The sequence below is a fragment of the Pseudomonas sp. W4I3 genome (assembly GCF_030816195.1).
GTDB lineage: Bacteria > Pseudomonadota > Gammaproteobacteria > Pseudomonadales > Pseudomonadaceae > Aquipseudomonas.
In genome coordinates this window covers 3,415,226-3,430,057 of record NZ_JAUSXS010000001.1, presented here as the reverse complement: position 1 = coordinate 3,430,057, position 14,832 = coordinate 3,415,226, and the positions used below count along the sequence as shown (strand labels likewise).

Annotated in this window: 13 protein-coding genes; 5 read left to right on the top strand and 8 right to left on the bottom strand. The window is 56.6% G+C overall.

All coding sequences use genetic code 11. The annotated features are described in order from the left end of the window. The first annotated feature begins 95 nt into the window (after nt 1-95). Entirely contained in the window at nt 96-1,031 is a 936-nt protein-coding gene (locus QF045_RS15625) for a LysR family transcriptional regulator (protein WP_306492992.1), read from the top strand. 90 nt (nt 1,032-1,121) lie between these two features. Here the strand turns inward: QF045_RS15625 and QF045_RS15620 are convergent, their stop codons facing one another. After that, nucleotides 1,122-1,562 carry a carboxymuconolactone decarboxylase family protein gene (locus QF045_RS15620; protein WP_306492991.1) on the bottom strand — a complete coding sequence of 147 codons (441 nt, stop codon included), beginning with the start codon at nt 1,560-1,562 and terminating at the stop codon, nt 1,122-1,124. A gap of 248 nt (nt 1,563-1,810) precedes the next feature. On the opposite strand from QF045_RS15620, the gene QF045_RS15615 reads away from it, so the two are divergent. Then, nucleotides 1,811-3,244 (top strand): PLP-dependent aminotransferase family protein, encoded by a 1,434-nt coding sequence (locus tag QF045_RS15615; RefSeq protein WP_306492990.1) that lies wholly within the window; start codon nt 1,811-1,813, stop codon nt 3,242-3,244. Here QF045_RS15615 and QF045_RS15610 read toward each other — a convergent pair. Both QF045_RS15610 and QF045_RS15605 read right to left on the bottom strand, forming a co-directional pair. After that, a complete protein-coding gene (locus tag QF045_RS15610) occupies nt 3,237-3,737 on the bottom strand; it encodes an MEKHLA domain-containing protein (protein ID WP_306492989.1) in 501 nt (166 codons plus the stop codon). The genes QF045_RS15615 and QF045_RS15610 overlap by 8 nt on opposite strands. Before the next feature lie 8 nt (nt 3,738-3,745). After that, nucleotides 3,746-4,174: a hypothetical protein gene (locus QF045_RS15605; RefSeq protein ID WP_306492988.1), complete on the bottom strand. Its 429-nt coding sequence runs from the start codon at nt 4,172-4,174 to the stop codon at nt 3,746-3,748. A gap of 443 nt (nt 4,175-4,617) precedes the next feature. Between QF045_RS15605 and QF045_RS15600 the strand changes: the two genes are divergently transcribed. From QF045_RS15600 to QF045_RS15590, 3 genes are read left to right on the top strand one after another with little or no spacing between them, the layout of a single operon-like run. Further along, nucleotides 4,618-5,733 (top strand): efflux RND transporter periplasmic adaptor subunit, encoded by a 1,116-nt coding sequence (locus QF045_RS15600; protein WP_373424483.1) that lies wholly within the window; start codon nt 4,618-4,620, stop codon nt 5,731-5,733. Between the two features lie 10 nt (nt 5,734-5,743). Beyond that, nucleotides 5,744-8,902 (top strand): efflux RND transporter permease subunit, encoded by a 3,159-nt coding sequence (locus tag QF045_RS15595; RefSeq protein WP_306492986.1) that lies wholly within the window; start codon nt 5,744-5,746, stop codon nt 8,900-8,902. Next, nucleotides 8,871-8,975: a DUF3606 domain-containing protein gene (locus QF045_RS15590; protein WP_306494905.1), complete on the top strand. Its 105-nt coding sequence runs from the start codon at nt 8,871-8,873 to the stop codon at nt 8,973-8,975. Before QF045_RS15595 ends, QF045_RS15590 begins: the two co-directional genes overlap by 32 nt. Nucleotides 8,976-9,041: 66 nt before the next feature. Here QF045_RS15590 and QF045_RS15585 read toward each other — a convergent pair whose 3' ends face one another. The 5 genes from QF045_RS15585 to QF045_RS15565 all read right to left on the bottom strand — a co-directional run bounded on the left by QF045_RS15585 (nt 9,042) and on the right by QF045_RS15565 (nt 14,646). After that, nucleotides 9,042-9,695, bottom strand: a complete 654-nt coding sequence (locus QF045_RS15585) for an RraA family protein (RefSeq protein ID WP_306492985.1) — start codon at nt 9,693-9,695, stop codon at nt 9,042-9,044. A 27-nt stretch (nt 9,696-9,722) separates the two neighbouring features. Then, nucleotides 9,723-10,778: a D-isomer specific 2-hydroxyacid dehydrogenase family protein gene (locus tag QF045_RS15580; protein ID WP_306492984.1), complete on the bottom strand. Its 1,056-nt coding sequence runs from the start codon at nt 10,776-10,778 to the stop codon at nt 9,723-9,725. Nucleotides 10,779-10,841: 63 nt separating this feature from the next. After that, entirely contained in the window at nt 10,842-12,530 is a 1,689-nt protein-coding gene (locus QF045_RS15575) for a phosphoenolpyruvate carboxylase (protein WP_306492983.1), read from the bottom strand. Continuing rightward, nucleotides 12,478-13,533, bottom strand: a complete 1,056-nt coding sequence (locus tag QF045_RS15570) for a hypothetical protein (RefSeq protein ID WP_306492982.1) — start codon at nt 13,531-13,533, stop codon at nt 12,478-12,480. Before QF045_RS15570 ends, QF045_RS15575 begins: the two co-directional genes overlap by 53 nt. 654 nt (nt 13,534-14,187) lie before the next feature. Next, the gene (locus tag QF045_RS15565) at nt 14,188-14,646 is read right to left on the bottom strand and encodes an Hsp20 family protein (protein ID WP_306492981.1); all 459 of its coding nucleotides are present in this window, start codon (nt 14,644-14,646) and stop codon (nt 14,188-14,190) included. Nucleotides 14,647-14,832: the final 186 nt, after the last annotated feature.

The window sequence follows — 14,832 nt, the reverse complement described above, 5'->3', positions numbered from 1 at the left end:
CCGTTATGTGCGGAGGCCAGGTTCCGCAATCGCACACCGTGTCGCAAAAAATCGGATATGGTGGCTGTTCTATTTTTCGCTCACTTTGGAGCCCTATGGACAGCCTCAATACATTGACTGTCTTCGTGCACGTTGCCGACATGCGCAGCTTCGTCGCCGCCGGCCGTTTGCTTGGCGTCTCGGCGTCTGCGGTCGGCAAAAGTATTGTTCGAATTGAAGAGCGCCTGGGTGTACGTCTGTTTCATCGCAGTACGCGCAGCATCACATTGACTGCCGAAGGCGCGCTGTTCCTTGAGCGGTGTCGGCGCATTCTGGCGGAGATAGAAGCGGCCGAAGCCGAGTTGACACAAACAGTCGTAGCGCCCCGCGGGCGGCTCAAAGTCAGCCTGCCATTGGTTGGCGAGCCGTTTCTGCCGGTGATGGCGCAGTTTAAAAAAGCCTATCCCGAGGTCGACCTGGATCTGACGTTTTCGGATCGCCGGGTCGATGTGGTCGAAGAAGGTTACGACGCTGTTGTTCGCAGCGGTGATGCACCAGACTCGCGCCTGACATCGCGCCGGCTCGGCAGCTATCGGATGATTCTGGTCGGCTCGCCGGATTATTTCGCAGCACGCGGTTTTCCGCAGCACCCCAAAGAACTGGCGCAACATTCGTGCATCCAGTTTCGCTTCCCGAACACCGGAAAACTGCAGCGTTGGCCAGTGAATCTGAGCGATGCAGACAACGACCAGAGCTTGCCGACCTCGATGGTCTGCAACAACCTGGAGGCGCGCATCTGTTTCGCCGTGCAGGGCATCGGTATCGCGTACTTGCCCGATTTCGCCATCAAGGAGTGGCTTGAACGCGGGAAACTGATCCCGGTGCTGGAGGACTGTTCACAGGAAGGTGTGTTCCAGATCATGTGGCCATCGAGCAGGCATGCTGCCCCCAAGCTACGAGTGTTTATCGACTTCCTGAACCAGCACCTGTTCCCCGAATCGAAAACACCTGCACGCCGTGGCAAAGAAAAGAAATCGGCGACTACGAAGTGAAACTTCTGTTCATAGCGAAACTACAGCCGTCTTAATCCCGATGACCGCACTCCTCGCCCCTTAACCAGGTATTTCGGAACTGAACTGTCATCAAAGGCTGGGCTTCTGGCGGAAGCTGACGGCTAGCCGATTCCAGCTGTTAATGGTAATGATCGCCATCGTCAGGTCGACCATCTCGGCGTCATTGAACTCATTCTTCAACTGTTCCCACACATCATCTGGTACATGACTTTGGGACAGTAACGTGACGGCTTCCGCCCAGGCCAGCGCAGCCTGTTCACGAGGGGTGAAAAATACGCTCTCGCGCCAAACGACCACCGCATACAAGCGTCGCTCGGTTTCACCCTGCCGTCGTGCTTCAGTGGAGTGCATGTCCGTGCAAAAGGCACAGCCATTGAGTTGAGAAGCGCGAACCTTGACCAGGTTGATCAGGGCCGGTTCGATGCTCAGGTCATAGGTCGATGCCTCCATCGCCATCATCGCTCTCATGGCCTTAGGTGACGTAGCGTAATAGTCCAGACGTATACTCATGGTTAGTTTCCAGGCGGCCGATTCAATATTTTTGTCATGCCAGACTACCCAGCGACGGACGCCGCAACTACCTCCAATAAGCGCTATTTCAGGAAGGCCACCGCAAGCACTGAGCGCAATAAAGCAACGCTGATTGGATTAGACCAATTTGATCAATTAACAGCGCGCCACTCAACGACGATCCTCGGTGCGCTAGGCTTATCCCTCTCAATGTTTCAACAACCAAACGTACTCTGGAGCCACGCCTCATGGAATTTCATATTGTCATCGATGGCCATAAGAACCTGGCGGGGCAGCTCTACAACCAGTTGTACAACGCGATCGAATCCGGTCAACTGCCTCCTGGCACACAGCTGCCGCCAAGTCGCTTGCTGGCTCAACAGCTGGGCATTTCTCGCAAAACCATTTCGGACAGCTACGCGCAACTCACGTACGAGAACTTGCTCACGGGAAAAGTGGGTAAAGGCACTTACGTCAATGCACGCCCCACAAAATCGGCTGCCAGACCAACCCAACTTGATTTGGCCAGCGTCCACAGTCTCGAACGTTGGGAGGCCATGCCGACGTTTTTGAGGCATCCAGACCTAGACGGTACCTTGCGGTACGAGTTCATTGGCGGCGCGACCAGCCAAGGTCTGTTTCCCCAGGAAGAATGGCGTCGCTGTTCATCAAACGCGCTGCGCCAGCTTTCCCAGTCCAAGGGACTGTATGGATCGCCGGAAGGTCTGCCCGCCCTACGCAACGCTATTGCACGGCATATCGCCTTTTCCCGTGGCGTCATTTGCCAGGACCATGAAGTGGTAGTGTGCAACGGCGCACAACAGGCACTGGACTTGATATCGCGCGTGCTAGCGCGCGACGGTGCATCCATTGCCATGGAGGATCCTGGGTATCCGCCCGCGCGTCTGCTGTTCCGGTCTCACGGCGCCAACGTCGTGGGGATCCCAGTGGACTCGGAGGGAATGCGGGTTGACCTGATACCGGAGGGTACTCGCCTGATCTACGTGACGCCCTCCCATCAGTTCCCCCTCGGCATGCCGATGAGCCTGGCTCGGCGCCAGGCGCTGCTGGACAAAGCAAAGGGCCTGGGCGCGATCGTCATCGAGGACGACTACGACAGCGAGTTTAGGTATGAAGGTCGACCCACCGACTCACTGCACAGCCTGGACACCCACGGCATCGTCGCGTATGTCGGGACCTTCTCGAAAACGCTGTTGCCGCAACTGCGCTTGGGCTACATGATCCTGCCGCCGACAATTCTGGAAGCAGTGATCCGCGCCAAACAACTGACCGATCTGCACACCTCGACATTGCCTCAGTGGACTTTGGCCAAATTCATTGCCGAGGGCTGTTTGCTCAAGCATATCCGCCGTTGCCACAGCATTTATGCTAACCGGCGTGAGCGTATTCTGGAGAGAGTTAACGATGATCTTTCGCCCTGGTTCGAAGCCATCCCCAGTGACGCCGGCTTTCATATGACCTTGTTGTGCAAAGTCCCAATCAACATCGAGCTGCTGATTGAGCTGGCAAGAAAAGCCGAGGTCGGCCTCTACTCCATCAACGGTTTTTTTGACACACAGAAACCCAGGCAGGGCCTGTTCATGGGTTTCGGTGCCATTGAAACACTGGATATCGATATTGCCCTGACCCGGGTGCGGGATATTCTTCAGCAGATTACCTGACACCCCGCAATTCGAGCCTGCCGACGGGGGCCGCGCTTGGCCAGAACAAGGCGGCCTGCCCTTTTCGCACCCCGTTCTCGTCAAGCACTTCCCAGACGATGCCATCGTGAATCGTAAACGAGCCGCCATTGCGGTCAACGCGAAACCCCGTGTAACCGGAGGCAATCCCCTTGGTCGTTACGACCTCAAGCAGCGCCTGACGCTCGACCCTGTCGAGGCTTGAAGCGCTGAACCGTGAAGGCATGGCGTAAAACTCTTCTCGACTGTATTTGAAGCATGCCAGGGCGCATTCATTGGCATAAATGAAATGCGGGTCTGCGTCGTCGTTATGGGAAACCAGGCTGTAGGGCGCGTGAGTATGTATCCACTCTTCGCGCGACCCTTTATGCGCCATCGGGCACGGAAGCCCTTCACCGGCCCACTGGCGATAAGATTCGTCCAACCATTGAATAACCGAAATCGGAACTTCAGCGACCTCTGGAGTGTTTTTCATGAATACCCTTAATGACGATGACTGGGAGAATTGCGCCATGCCCATAAGGTCAGCCCGACGCTTATCAGGGCCGGTAAGCTTACGGCTGGAAAATCGTTGATCAGTAACTCCGGACCACAGATTCCAACGGCCACTTCCCACACATGAAAAATGGCATGACAGCTCAGCCATAATCCCGACGCGCCCCACAGCATCACGCTGTATTCCCGGCGCAATACGCCGCCCAACAGTGCGCTACCGATGATCAGGTACAGAATCGCTATATCACGGATGAAGTGCTGATTGAACGCTCCCGTCCTGGCGACTCCCGGCACTTCGGTGTACCAAAGCGCAGGATTGATCAACATGATTACGCCATTGGCGAACAGGATGATACTTAGCAGGCCGGCCACCGCAAACACTGCCATGGTTGCGACACTTAGCTTGGACTTATTCATAGAATTTCAAACTCCCGGCGTGTTGCTCAGCCATGAAAAAAGACTGCTGCACACACCACTGACAGTGGTCGATCTATTCGCCACGTCATGCCAAGTTATCTGACAACCCACAAATAACCCACGACCAATTCCGACTATTTCCTGTAGCCCAAAACAGCCGCAATGGACTATCCGTTTTAAACCATATCGGACGGTTACTCTTCCTCAACACCTCGGCACACTACCGCACAAATACCGTCGCAAACGGTACTGTTCATTCGTGTAATAAAGTTCACCTCCTGGCAACTGTGCTCACTCTTCCCACTATCGCGCCTCCCCAGCTGGAACTGTTGGTCGTGGGTGTTCGGTATACAAAGGACCGTCGCTCAATGAATATTTCGATTCATCGTTTAATCACACCTTTGCATTTATCGCGGTTAACCCGTCGTAGGGCCGCTCTGTTGATGTTCCTCGGCAGCCTGTTGCTGGCAACGACATTGGTCGGTTGTAAAAAGCAGAAACTGGAGTCTGCGAGCACGGCGCCTGAGGTCGATGTGGCCACCATTGTGCGCACGCCCATACGCCAGTGGGATGAGTTCAATGGCCGTGTAAACGCTGTCGACTCGGTGGAGATACGCCCACGAGTGACGGGTTACGTACAACGGATCGCTTTCAAGGAGGGTGATGGCGTGCACAAAGGCGACCTGCTGGTGGTGATTGATCCACGTAAATACCAGGCAACCTTGAGCAGCGCCCTCGCCAGACTTGAGCGCGCCAAAGCCTCGTTGGCGATGAACGAAGCCCAAAACCACAGGGCTCAGGTACTGGTCAAGAGTAATGCGATATCCAAAGAAGAAGCCGACACGCGGCATGCCAATTTCACTCAAAGCCAGGCCGATGTTCGTGACACCGCCGCCGCCGTAGCCCTCGCCCGGCTTGATCTGGAGTTCACTGAAGTGCGCTCGCCGATAGACGGTCGGGCGAGCCGCGCATCGTTGACGCTGGGCAACCTGGCGGTGGCTGATCAAACGTTGTTGACCTCGGTCGTGTCGCAAGACCCTGTTTACGTCTACTTCGACCCGGACGAACATAGTTACCTGCGCTACAGCGAACAAGCACGCAAAGCCCAAGACCACGCGAGCAAACTCAGCGTGCGGGTTGGCTTGTCGAATGAATCCGGCTTCCCTCACGTGGGCGATGTCGATTTTCTTGATAACCAGGTTGATCCCGCCACAGGCACGATTCGACTGCGTGCAACCCTTTCAAACAAAAACCGTGTATTCACCCCTGGGCTGTTTGCCCGCGTGCAGCTGTCTAGCCGCCTCGAAACCAGCGCGATTCTCATCGACGATAAAGCGGTGCTTACCGATCAGGACCGCAAGTACGTGTATATCGTGGGCGCCGGCGATATCGCCGAGCGCAAGGACATCCAGTTGGGGCGGATGAACGACGGCCTGCGCATCGTCGAATCGGGCCTGATGCCAGGCGACAAACTCATCGTCGCAGGCTTGCAGCGCATTTATTTCCCAGGCATGCCGGTGAAACCCTCCGAAGTCACCATGAAAACGACCAGGAACTGAGGGCGCAAGCATGGATTTTTCCAAGTTTTTCATTGATCGCCCGATCTTCGCCATCGTGCTCTCGATCATTATCTTCGCGCTGGGCGCGATTGCGATGCCGTTGCTGCCCGTCAGTGAATACCCGGAGGTTGTGCCTCCCAGCGTGGTAGTGCGTGCAACCTATCCCGGCGCCAACCCCAAGGAAATCGCAGAATCCGTGGCCACGCCGCTGGAGGAGGCCATCAATGGCGTTGAGGGGATCATGTACCTGAAATCGGTCGCCGGTTCCGACGGCAGCCTTCAAGTCGTCGTGACATTCCTGCCAGATGTCGACCCTGACACCGCCGCCGTGCGCGTACAAAACCGCGTGAGCCAGGCACTTTCACGCTTGCCTGAACAGGTCCGGCAGTTTGGCGTGACTACCCAGAAACAGTCGCCCACGCCCTTGATGTACGTCAGCCTATATTCGCCGGGCAACTCTTACGAATCGCTGTACTTGCGCAACTACCTAACCCTGCATATCAAGGATGAGCTATCACGTATTCGCGGCATTGGTGACGTTGGGGTTTACGGCTCAGGGGATTACGCCATGCGCCTGTGGCTCGACCCGGACAAACTGGCGTCTCGCGGGCTGACCGCAACCGATGCCTTGAACGCCGTACGCGAACAAAATGTGCAGGTATCATCCGGACAGCTGGGCGCGGAGCCCAACCCCAAAGCCACCGACATGCTGATCTCTATCAACGTGAGGGGGCGCCTGCGCAGCGAGCAAGAGTTCGCCGATATCGTGCTGAAACAAGGCTCCAGCGGACAAATCGTGCGGCTTGGCGACGTGGCGCGCATAGAAATGGGCGCCAGTGATTACACCATGCGCGCTCTGCAAAACCAGCAGAACGCCAGCACCGTCGGGATATTCCTTTCACCCGGCGCCAATGCGCTGGGTGTGGCCGATCAGGTCTACAAGACGCTGGACCGATTGGCCGAGGACTTTCCAAAGGATATCGCCTACAAGGCGGTATGGGACCCGACCGTGTTTGTCCGCGAGTCCATCAGCTCAGTGCAGCACACGCTGTTCGAGGCGGTCATGCTGGTGGTCCTGGTAGTGATCGTGTTTCTGCAAAACTGGCGGGCCTCAATCATTCCGTTGATCGCAGTGCCCGTCTCAGTGGTGGGGACATTTGCGTTCTTGTATCTGTTCGGCTACTCGATCAACACCTTAACCTTGTTCGGGCTGGTGCTGGCCATCGGCATCGTCGTGGACGATGCAATCGTGGTGGTGGAAAACGTCGAGCGCAACATGCAAGAAGGGTTAAACCCACGAGAAGCCGCGCACAAGGCGATGCGCGAAGTCAGCGGCCCGATCATTGCGATCTCACTGGTGTTGTGCGCGGTGTTCGTACCGATGGCGTTCCTCAGTGGTGTTACCGGCGAATTCTATAAACAGTTCGCCGTGACCATCGCCATTTCGACGGTGATTTCTGCCATCAACTCGTTGACGCTCAGCCCTGCTCTGGCGGCCAAGTTGCTGCGGCCTCACGACGGGCCTAAAGACCCATTGGCGCGGTTGATCGACCATACACTGGGCTGGCTATTTCGCCCGTTCAACCGTTTTTTCCTGCGTAGTTCGGAACGCTACACCAGTGCCGTGTCGCGTGCACTGAACCGTCGGGGCGCAGTGTTCATGGTGTACGCGATGCTTTTGGGCGGCACGGTGATGTTGTTTCAACAGGTGCCGGGGGGGTTCATTCCCACTCAAGACAAACTCTATCTATTCGGCGGCGCCAAGCTACAAGAAGGTGCATCGCTCTCGCGTACAGATGCGGTAACCCGGCAAATGATTGACATCGCCCAGGGCGTCGAGGGTGTCGACATCGTTCCGGCATATGCCGGGTTGAACGCACTGCAAAACGTTAACACTCCCAACCTCACGGCGTTGTACATCATCCTCAAGCCGTTCGACCAACGCACTCGTAGCGCCGCGGACATCAACCATGAACTCAACGCAAAATTCGCCGGCATCAAAGATGGCACCGCCTACGCACTGATGCCCCCGCCGATCCAAGGATTGGGCAACGGTTCTGGCTACTCGCTTTACCTGAAAGACCGTGCCGGCCTGGGCTTTGGCGCGCTGCAAAATGCGCTGAACGCCTTCCTTGCAGAAATTGCTAAAACCCCCGGCATGACCTGGCCGGTGAGTTCGTATCAGGCCAACATTCCGCAGTTGGAAGTCAAGGTTGATCGGGTCAAAGCCAAAGCGCAGGGCGTGTCTCTGACTGACCTGTTCGATACGCTGCAAACCTATCTGGGCTCGGTCTACGTCAATGACTTCAACCAGTTTGGTCGCGTTTATCGCGTCATGGCGCAGGCCGATTCCTCACACCGCCAAACAGCTGAAGACATAGGAAAATTGCGCACGCGTAATGATCGTGGAGAAATGGTGCCGATCGGCTCTATGGTCACCGTGGAGCACACTTTTGGTCCTGATCCGGTCATCCGTTACAACGGTGTCCCGGCGGCCGACGTGATCGGCGACGCCGACCCCAGGGTGTTTTCATCCGCGCAGGTCATCACCAAACTCACCGAGATTGCCAAACGCGTGCTGCCACGCGGTATTGAGCTGGAGTGGACGGACTTGAGCTACCAGCAAGTCAGCCAGAACAACGCCGCGTTTATCGTATTTCCGCTGGCCGTAATGCTGGTGTTTCTGGTGCTCGCCTCTCTGTATGAGAGCTGGACATTACCCTTGGCAGTGATCCTTATCGTACCAGTCTGCATGTGTTCGGCATTGCTCGGGGTTTGGCTGACCAATGGCGACAACAACGTGTTCGTCCAAGTCGGCTTGGTGGTACTCATGGGCCTGGCTTGCAAGAACGCAATCCTGATCGTCGAGTTCGCCCGGGAACTTGAGATGCAAGGCAGAACGATCGTACAGGCGGCACTGGAAGCCTGCCGCCTACGGTTGCGCCCGATCATCATGACGTCAATTGCCTTCATCGCCGGCTCAGTACCGCTGCTGCTCGGACAGGGTGCGGGCAGTGAAGTGCGCTTGGCGACCGGGGTGACGGTGTTTGCCGGCATGCTTGGGGTCACGTTGTTCGGCCTGTTTCTAACGCCGGTGTTTTACGTGGTCATGCGCAAACTGGCGACACGCGGGGAATCTGCATTGGACAAAGGAGTTCGGCGTAACTGAACAGCAGCTCAAAGACGCAGTGGACGCTGTTGGCCCAATGGTCGACGACGTGCGTAAAAAACTCGGCAAGTGAAGGGTGGTGACGCCCCCGCCAGCATCAACTGAAGCCGCACCTGTTGCGGCTTCAGTCGTTGGCCAGTCAGCGGCGCGGCGTCTGCAAAGCGTGGTAACCGTAATCGGCGCGGGCTTGGCGTAAAGGCACGCCCGCCTCGATAGCGGCACGGATATGTTCTTCGGCATGGTGGATTTCCTCGGCCACCGCCAGCACTTCGCTCAGTGAACCGGCTGGAATTACCACCAGACCATCACCATCGCCGCGCAACCAATCATCGGGTTGTACCCGAACGCCGCCCAGCGTCACGGGCGCCTGGATCGCTTCGACACGCACCCGATCCTTACCGGTGCGCATCCAGTTTCCTCGGGAGAAAATCGGATAGTTGAGCTCCAACGCACGATCAACGTCGCGGCAGATACCATCAATCACCGTACCGGCCAAGTGTTTGCGGGCGGCGGTGGAAGTCAGCAAATCACCCCACACGGTGGTGTCCTGCCGGGCCTGGTTGTCGATCACCACCACTTGGCCGGCTTCAAGGTCGTCGATGTAATCACCGACCGAGCCGCCGTCCCGACCAATAGGGCCGTAGCGCAGGGTCCAGGCTTTACCCGTAAGCTTAAACGTGCGGTCCAGGGGCATGATGTTGGTGCACTGGCAAACGATATTCAGACGGTCCATCGCATCGCTGAGGTCGGTGCAGCTCAGGGCGTTAAGGCGGGTAAAAATAGAGGTTTGCATGAGGTGGTCTTCCTTGTGTCCTGTAGGTTAACCCGCGGGTGCGGCGGCACTGAATGCGTGGATCTTATCGATGATCTGGCGTGATGCCGTCCTGATTGCGGTGGTGGTATTGCCGGCAATGTGCGGCGTCAGTTGCGCGTTGGGTATATGGGCCAATGGCGAGTCGAAGCGGTCTTTTTCCAGGGCAAAGGTATCGATGGCAACCGCTTTAATGTGTGTGGGAAATCGGCTCATGAAGGCTGCCAACTGATGCTCGTCGACGATTCCGCCGCGAGCGGTATTGATGAGGATTGAACCTTGGCGCATCTGCCGGAACTCGTCAGTGCCGAACAAGCCTCGGGTCAGCGTTGTGAGCGGTACGTGAATCGAAACGATGTCCGCCTCGGCCAGTAGCTGCCCAAGGCTTGCCCGTCGTTCAAGCTCAAGACTGCGCGCCACTGCTTCGGTAAAACGCTCTGACCCGGTGGCAATCACCTTGATGCCCAGTGCCGCGGCCTTGCGCGCCACCTGTCGGGCAATGCTGCCAGTGCCCACCAGCCCAAGCGTCAGTTCGGCGTATTCGGGGGTCGGTGCCAAGGTGCCTTTTGCCCAATGACCCAGGTGCGTTTCGACGTTGTAGTAATCCAGGTCGCGAGACAGAAACAGCGACTGGGCCACGACGTATTCGGCAACGGCGGCCGCGTTGGAGCCCGGCGTGTTGAGTATCGCCACGCCATGCTGCTCGCACTCATGCCGATCAATATGATTGACTCCCGTGCCGGCCTGAGCGATGGCACGCAGTGGCGTGGTCAACTCGGGAGAGGTGGCGGCGCGGATCAGGCCGGCGCCGAAGGGGATGTTCAGGCGCGTCTTGAACACGCTGTACCCCCCGGCCCGCGTTACAGCGGCAATGAAGGCAGGCTCGTCATGGCAGTTGATCTCGGCATATTGAATGCGCGTGGTGTAGTGCTGCCGGATGCGGTCCTTGTCCGCGAAATAGTACAGGTTGAGGGTGACGGCCAGGCCCAGTTCAAGAACGCGATCAACTTCCTCAAACAGCAACGGCGGGCCGGGGGCATCCAATATCAGGGTGGTAAATGCCATTCAGTGATCCTCTTGGAGGGTAGCGCTTGTCGAAACCCAGGTTTCCCTGGGTATCGAGGTTAATCACCAGCTGAAATGGTGGGCGCTTGTGGGATCGACCAGACCCACATCGGTACTTACGGCCGCAAGGAACCCGCTGTAGAAATCATTCAGCGATGAAGACTGGATGAACTCGGGATTGCTTTTGGCATAGATAAGAAACAACCGATAAATTCTCAGGTTCTTTTCCTTGCGGTAGACCTCTGCCTTGAGGCTAGGCCACAGTTTAAGCAAGCTGCCTTCCTTGATTCGCCACGGGTCCGCCGGCTCAGTACCGGTGCTGGCTTTGTACACAAAGCGCTTACCTTCGATCACTTCCAGATGCAGGCTGGCCAGCAGCTGTTCAGCGGTGCCGACGGCTTCAGTCTTCAAGGCTTCGGCCAGCGCCAGAATGTGGGCCTTTTCCGGGATGCTACCGGTCAAAGTCAGCCACGCACATTTGAGATCGGTTCGCGCAATGGCATAGGCCATGCCTTTGACGTAGGTGTGAAAGCTCTCATCCTCATTGAACGCCTTCGACAAGTGCGTTGCCGGCTCTTGCGCGAACTGCCCGACGCCGATCAGTTCGCTGTGCAATCCACCGGCCAGCAAGGCGCGGGTCCAGGGAATCGCCCGAATCGCATCGGGTCGCGACTCGAAGACCTTGATGTTGAATATACGAGAAGGCGGCCGGGTACCCTTGGCCGTGGCCCTGACCACATCAAATCGCGCCAGGTCCCGCAGCAGAGAGGGCAGCGCCGGGTGCTCGAAGAACGTTGCCTGATAGCGCCGTACCACCTGCGCCCAGCGTTGAATTCTGCCTGCAATGACCTCCTCGGAAGGCTGCAGCTGGGGCTCGGCGTGCATACGATACAACTGGCTGAGGAAGCCGACGGACTGGTTGCGGGTCAACAGATGAGCGCGCATTTCCGCGCAACCGGCCAGCATGAACCGGGTTTCCGGTCCCTCCAGCGCGCCGAACTCCTGCAAGGTCTCGGCAATCACGCCGTTACACCGTGCGTGTTCTGCGCCCATGATGACGTGGGCAACCACCTCGATACCGTAACGGGCCGCGATCAGCTTGTGCTGGTTAGCAATCGCCATGTTCAGTTTGTGCATGGCCTTGCCGCCTTGCTTGCCAGTGTCGCTGGGGCCAAATGTGATGTATTGGCGGTTGCCCCGCGTTGCCAGATGTGCCCGGTACAACGGGTTTTCGTACAGCTCATGCACCGTGGCAAGCGTGCGCTCGGCACCTGCCAAGTCTTCGGGTTGCAGGGCGATGTCAATACCGTCCCGTACCTGGGCCGCCCTCATCAAAAACAGCACCTCCAGCGCACTGAGAGCCGAGGTGTACTCGGCGATCCCGTGGATTATCATCCGATCGCGATAACGGTCGATCATTTCAAACCGCTCGAGCGCATTGCGCGCATCGTGCATGCGGATATAGCTCGGGTCCTGCTCCATCAGCGCAATGTAATCCTGGCTGGCGTATTGCTTGGCTTTCTTGGCGTAAATCGAAGTAGTGCGTTGCAGATACCCTTGCCACAGCGCAGCGGGGGTTTGGGCCTCCCCGCCCTCCAGCGCAACCTCAAGCGCGGCCTGTCGCGCACGCTCATCCAGTTGGTGATAGTGCTGGCCCTGGCCCAGCCCGATGGTTTCCAGCCATTGGCTGGAAAGAATCTCATCGACCACGCTGCTGAACATCTCCGCGTTTTCGCGAAACTCGATATCCATGTAGTGAAAGCCAAACGCATGCACGCGCAGCAGCAGACGGTCGATGGCGGCCGGTTGGGTATAAACGGATGCTACCCAGGGCGTCGATCAGTTCGGCGGGATGCTCGAAATGCCTGGGTTGATCCTTGCCCAGGCGTGCACGAATCTCTTCCAGGCGATGCCGTGCGCCGCCGTCCTTGATCAGGCTGTCGATATCAGCGATGTAGCGATTGCGCAGCGCAGTTTCAAGCGCCACGACCAGGGTTTCGGTGTGCTGATTGGTGTCATAGGGGCGGCCATCCTTGTCGCCGTATAACCAGGTGAACAACGTCAGCCATTTGTCCTGTGGCGCCAGGCCCAAGGCATGATGCACGTCGGGCAACGCGTCATACACACTGTCGGCGTAAAAAATCTGCGACTCGATATCGGTGCCATTACTGCCCGACCACACGGCGTTGTATAGCTCAAGCAGGATCTGCGCAGTGACTTGAGGCTTTTTGAGGCCACGGTCTTCGACGTGCTGTGCCAGTTTCTGCAAGACCCGCACGACGGAATGCTTGAGCTGATCGGTCTCTTTGCACAGCAGCCCCAGGCTGATATTTACCCCAGACGGCGCAGCAATCAACTGAGGGTCAAGCGTAATCAGCTGACGGGGCAGGCTGGCCTGCGAGGCAATCTGGGTCGCTACACTCCTGACCGACAATTCGAACAGCAGTTGTTTGATCAGCAACAATTTCCAGAACGCCTCGACGTCTTTACTGGAGCGGGATTCGAAAAACGCCTTGCCCAAGGCAGCCGCCAATTTAGAATCAGCCTTGTCCAGATACGACAGCGTATCGATTTCAGCGAAGATCCTCAGGCAGGCGCGAGTGTGCGGGGTTTGGGAGGCATCGTCATCCGTGTTTGCCTTGAGCGCCTGCTCCAATGCTCGCCATAGAACGTCATGCAGTAACGCGGGGTTGGTATGGCCGATTGAGGGGCGAGTCGATGCATTTTCCAGTATGGAGTTGATCACATGATTCATGGGTTCAAGCCTCGATAATTGTGCAAATCCCTTGTTTGCAATGCGTCGAACAGACACACGCAAAATCATCAATGTCCCAGGCTTAACCCACTGCGTCGCAACGAACGGTATTCACCTGTTCGCCGACAGAAAGCCCCCTAGTAGGCGCCGAATAACGGCAAAAAAATTGAAACAATTTGTTACATCCATGAGCAATAAAGCATGCCCGAGATTTCTCGACAAAAGACCGTTTTGGAATAGACAGCTTGAAAGAAATGATAGGAACCTAATAAAAATCGCAGCGATGAATATCTATTCGTTACCTCTGTTTTCTCTAAAGTACTGATTATTCGAAATTAAATTTGATGACTCGAAATCCAATTGCGCCAGAGAGAATATCGAGTGTGAATCACCTGCGAGCGCGACCTAAAAAATTCTTCATAAACTCAATTTTCATGGAGAAACAAAGCAGGGTTATTGCTACCAGTTTATTGCTCTATATGACGAGCCATACGTTTGCCAGGTCGAGCCAAAACATTCGCTCGCAACTGGAGTAGAACCGCTGATTCCATTACATCCTCCTGAAAACAGATTAGAAGGCGTAACCCTTATTCAGAACAGAACGACAAGCACAAAAAAGGCGCTCCGCAGAGCGCCTTCTTACCGCCGATTACCTTACTGCACACTTACCTGACGCAACTCAGGCTTTGCCTCGCCACCAATCGTGATGCGCTTTGGTTTGGCCTCTTCAGGCACCTCGCGCAGCAGGTCGATGCTCAGCAACCCGTTGTTCAGGGATGCGCCGCGTACTTCGATGTGGTCCGCCAGGCGGAACGACAGCCGGAAAGCACGCTGGGCGATGCCCTGGTGCAGGTAAGCAACCTTCTCGTCGGTTTCGCGTTTTCCGCCGCAAACCGTCAGAACGCCTCGTTCGACCTGGATATCCAGATCCTCCTCGGTCAGGCCAGCCACGGCGATGACAATGCGGTACGCGTCGTCACCGTGCTTTTCCACGTTGTGAGGTGGATAGGAATTCGGAGCCTCGCTGCGCAGCGCCGACTCGAACAGGTCATTGAAGCGGTCAAAGCCCACCGATTGACGGAACAGTGGGGCCAACGAAAGGGTAGTAGCCATTTTTAAAATCTCCTGAGTTTCTCCAAGTGATTTAGTCCGCGACCCGTGTGCGGCATCGCGTGATCAAAAATCTAGGGACGCGCAAAACGATTTCAAGAGGCCTTCAAAAAAAATTTATCGCCCTCAAAACGCTGCCGCGAGAACCGAAATACCTGGGGTGTGCTCTAATCCAGTGCCAGGCGTGCG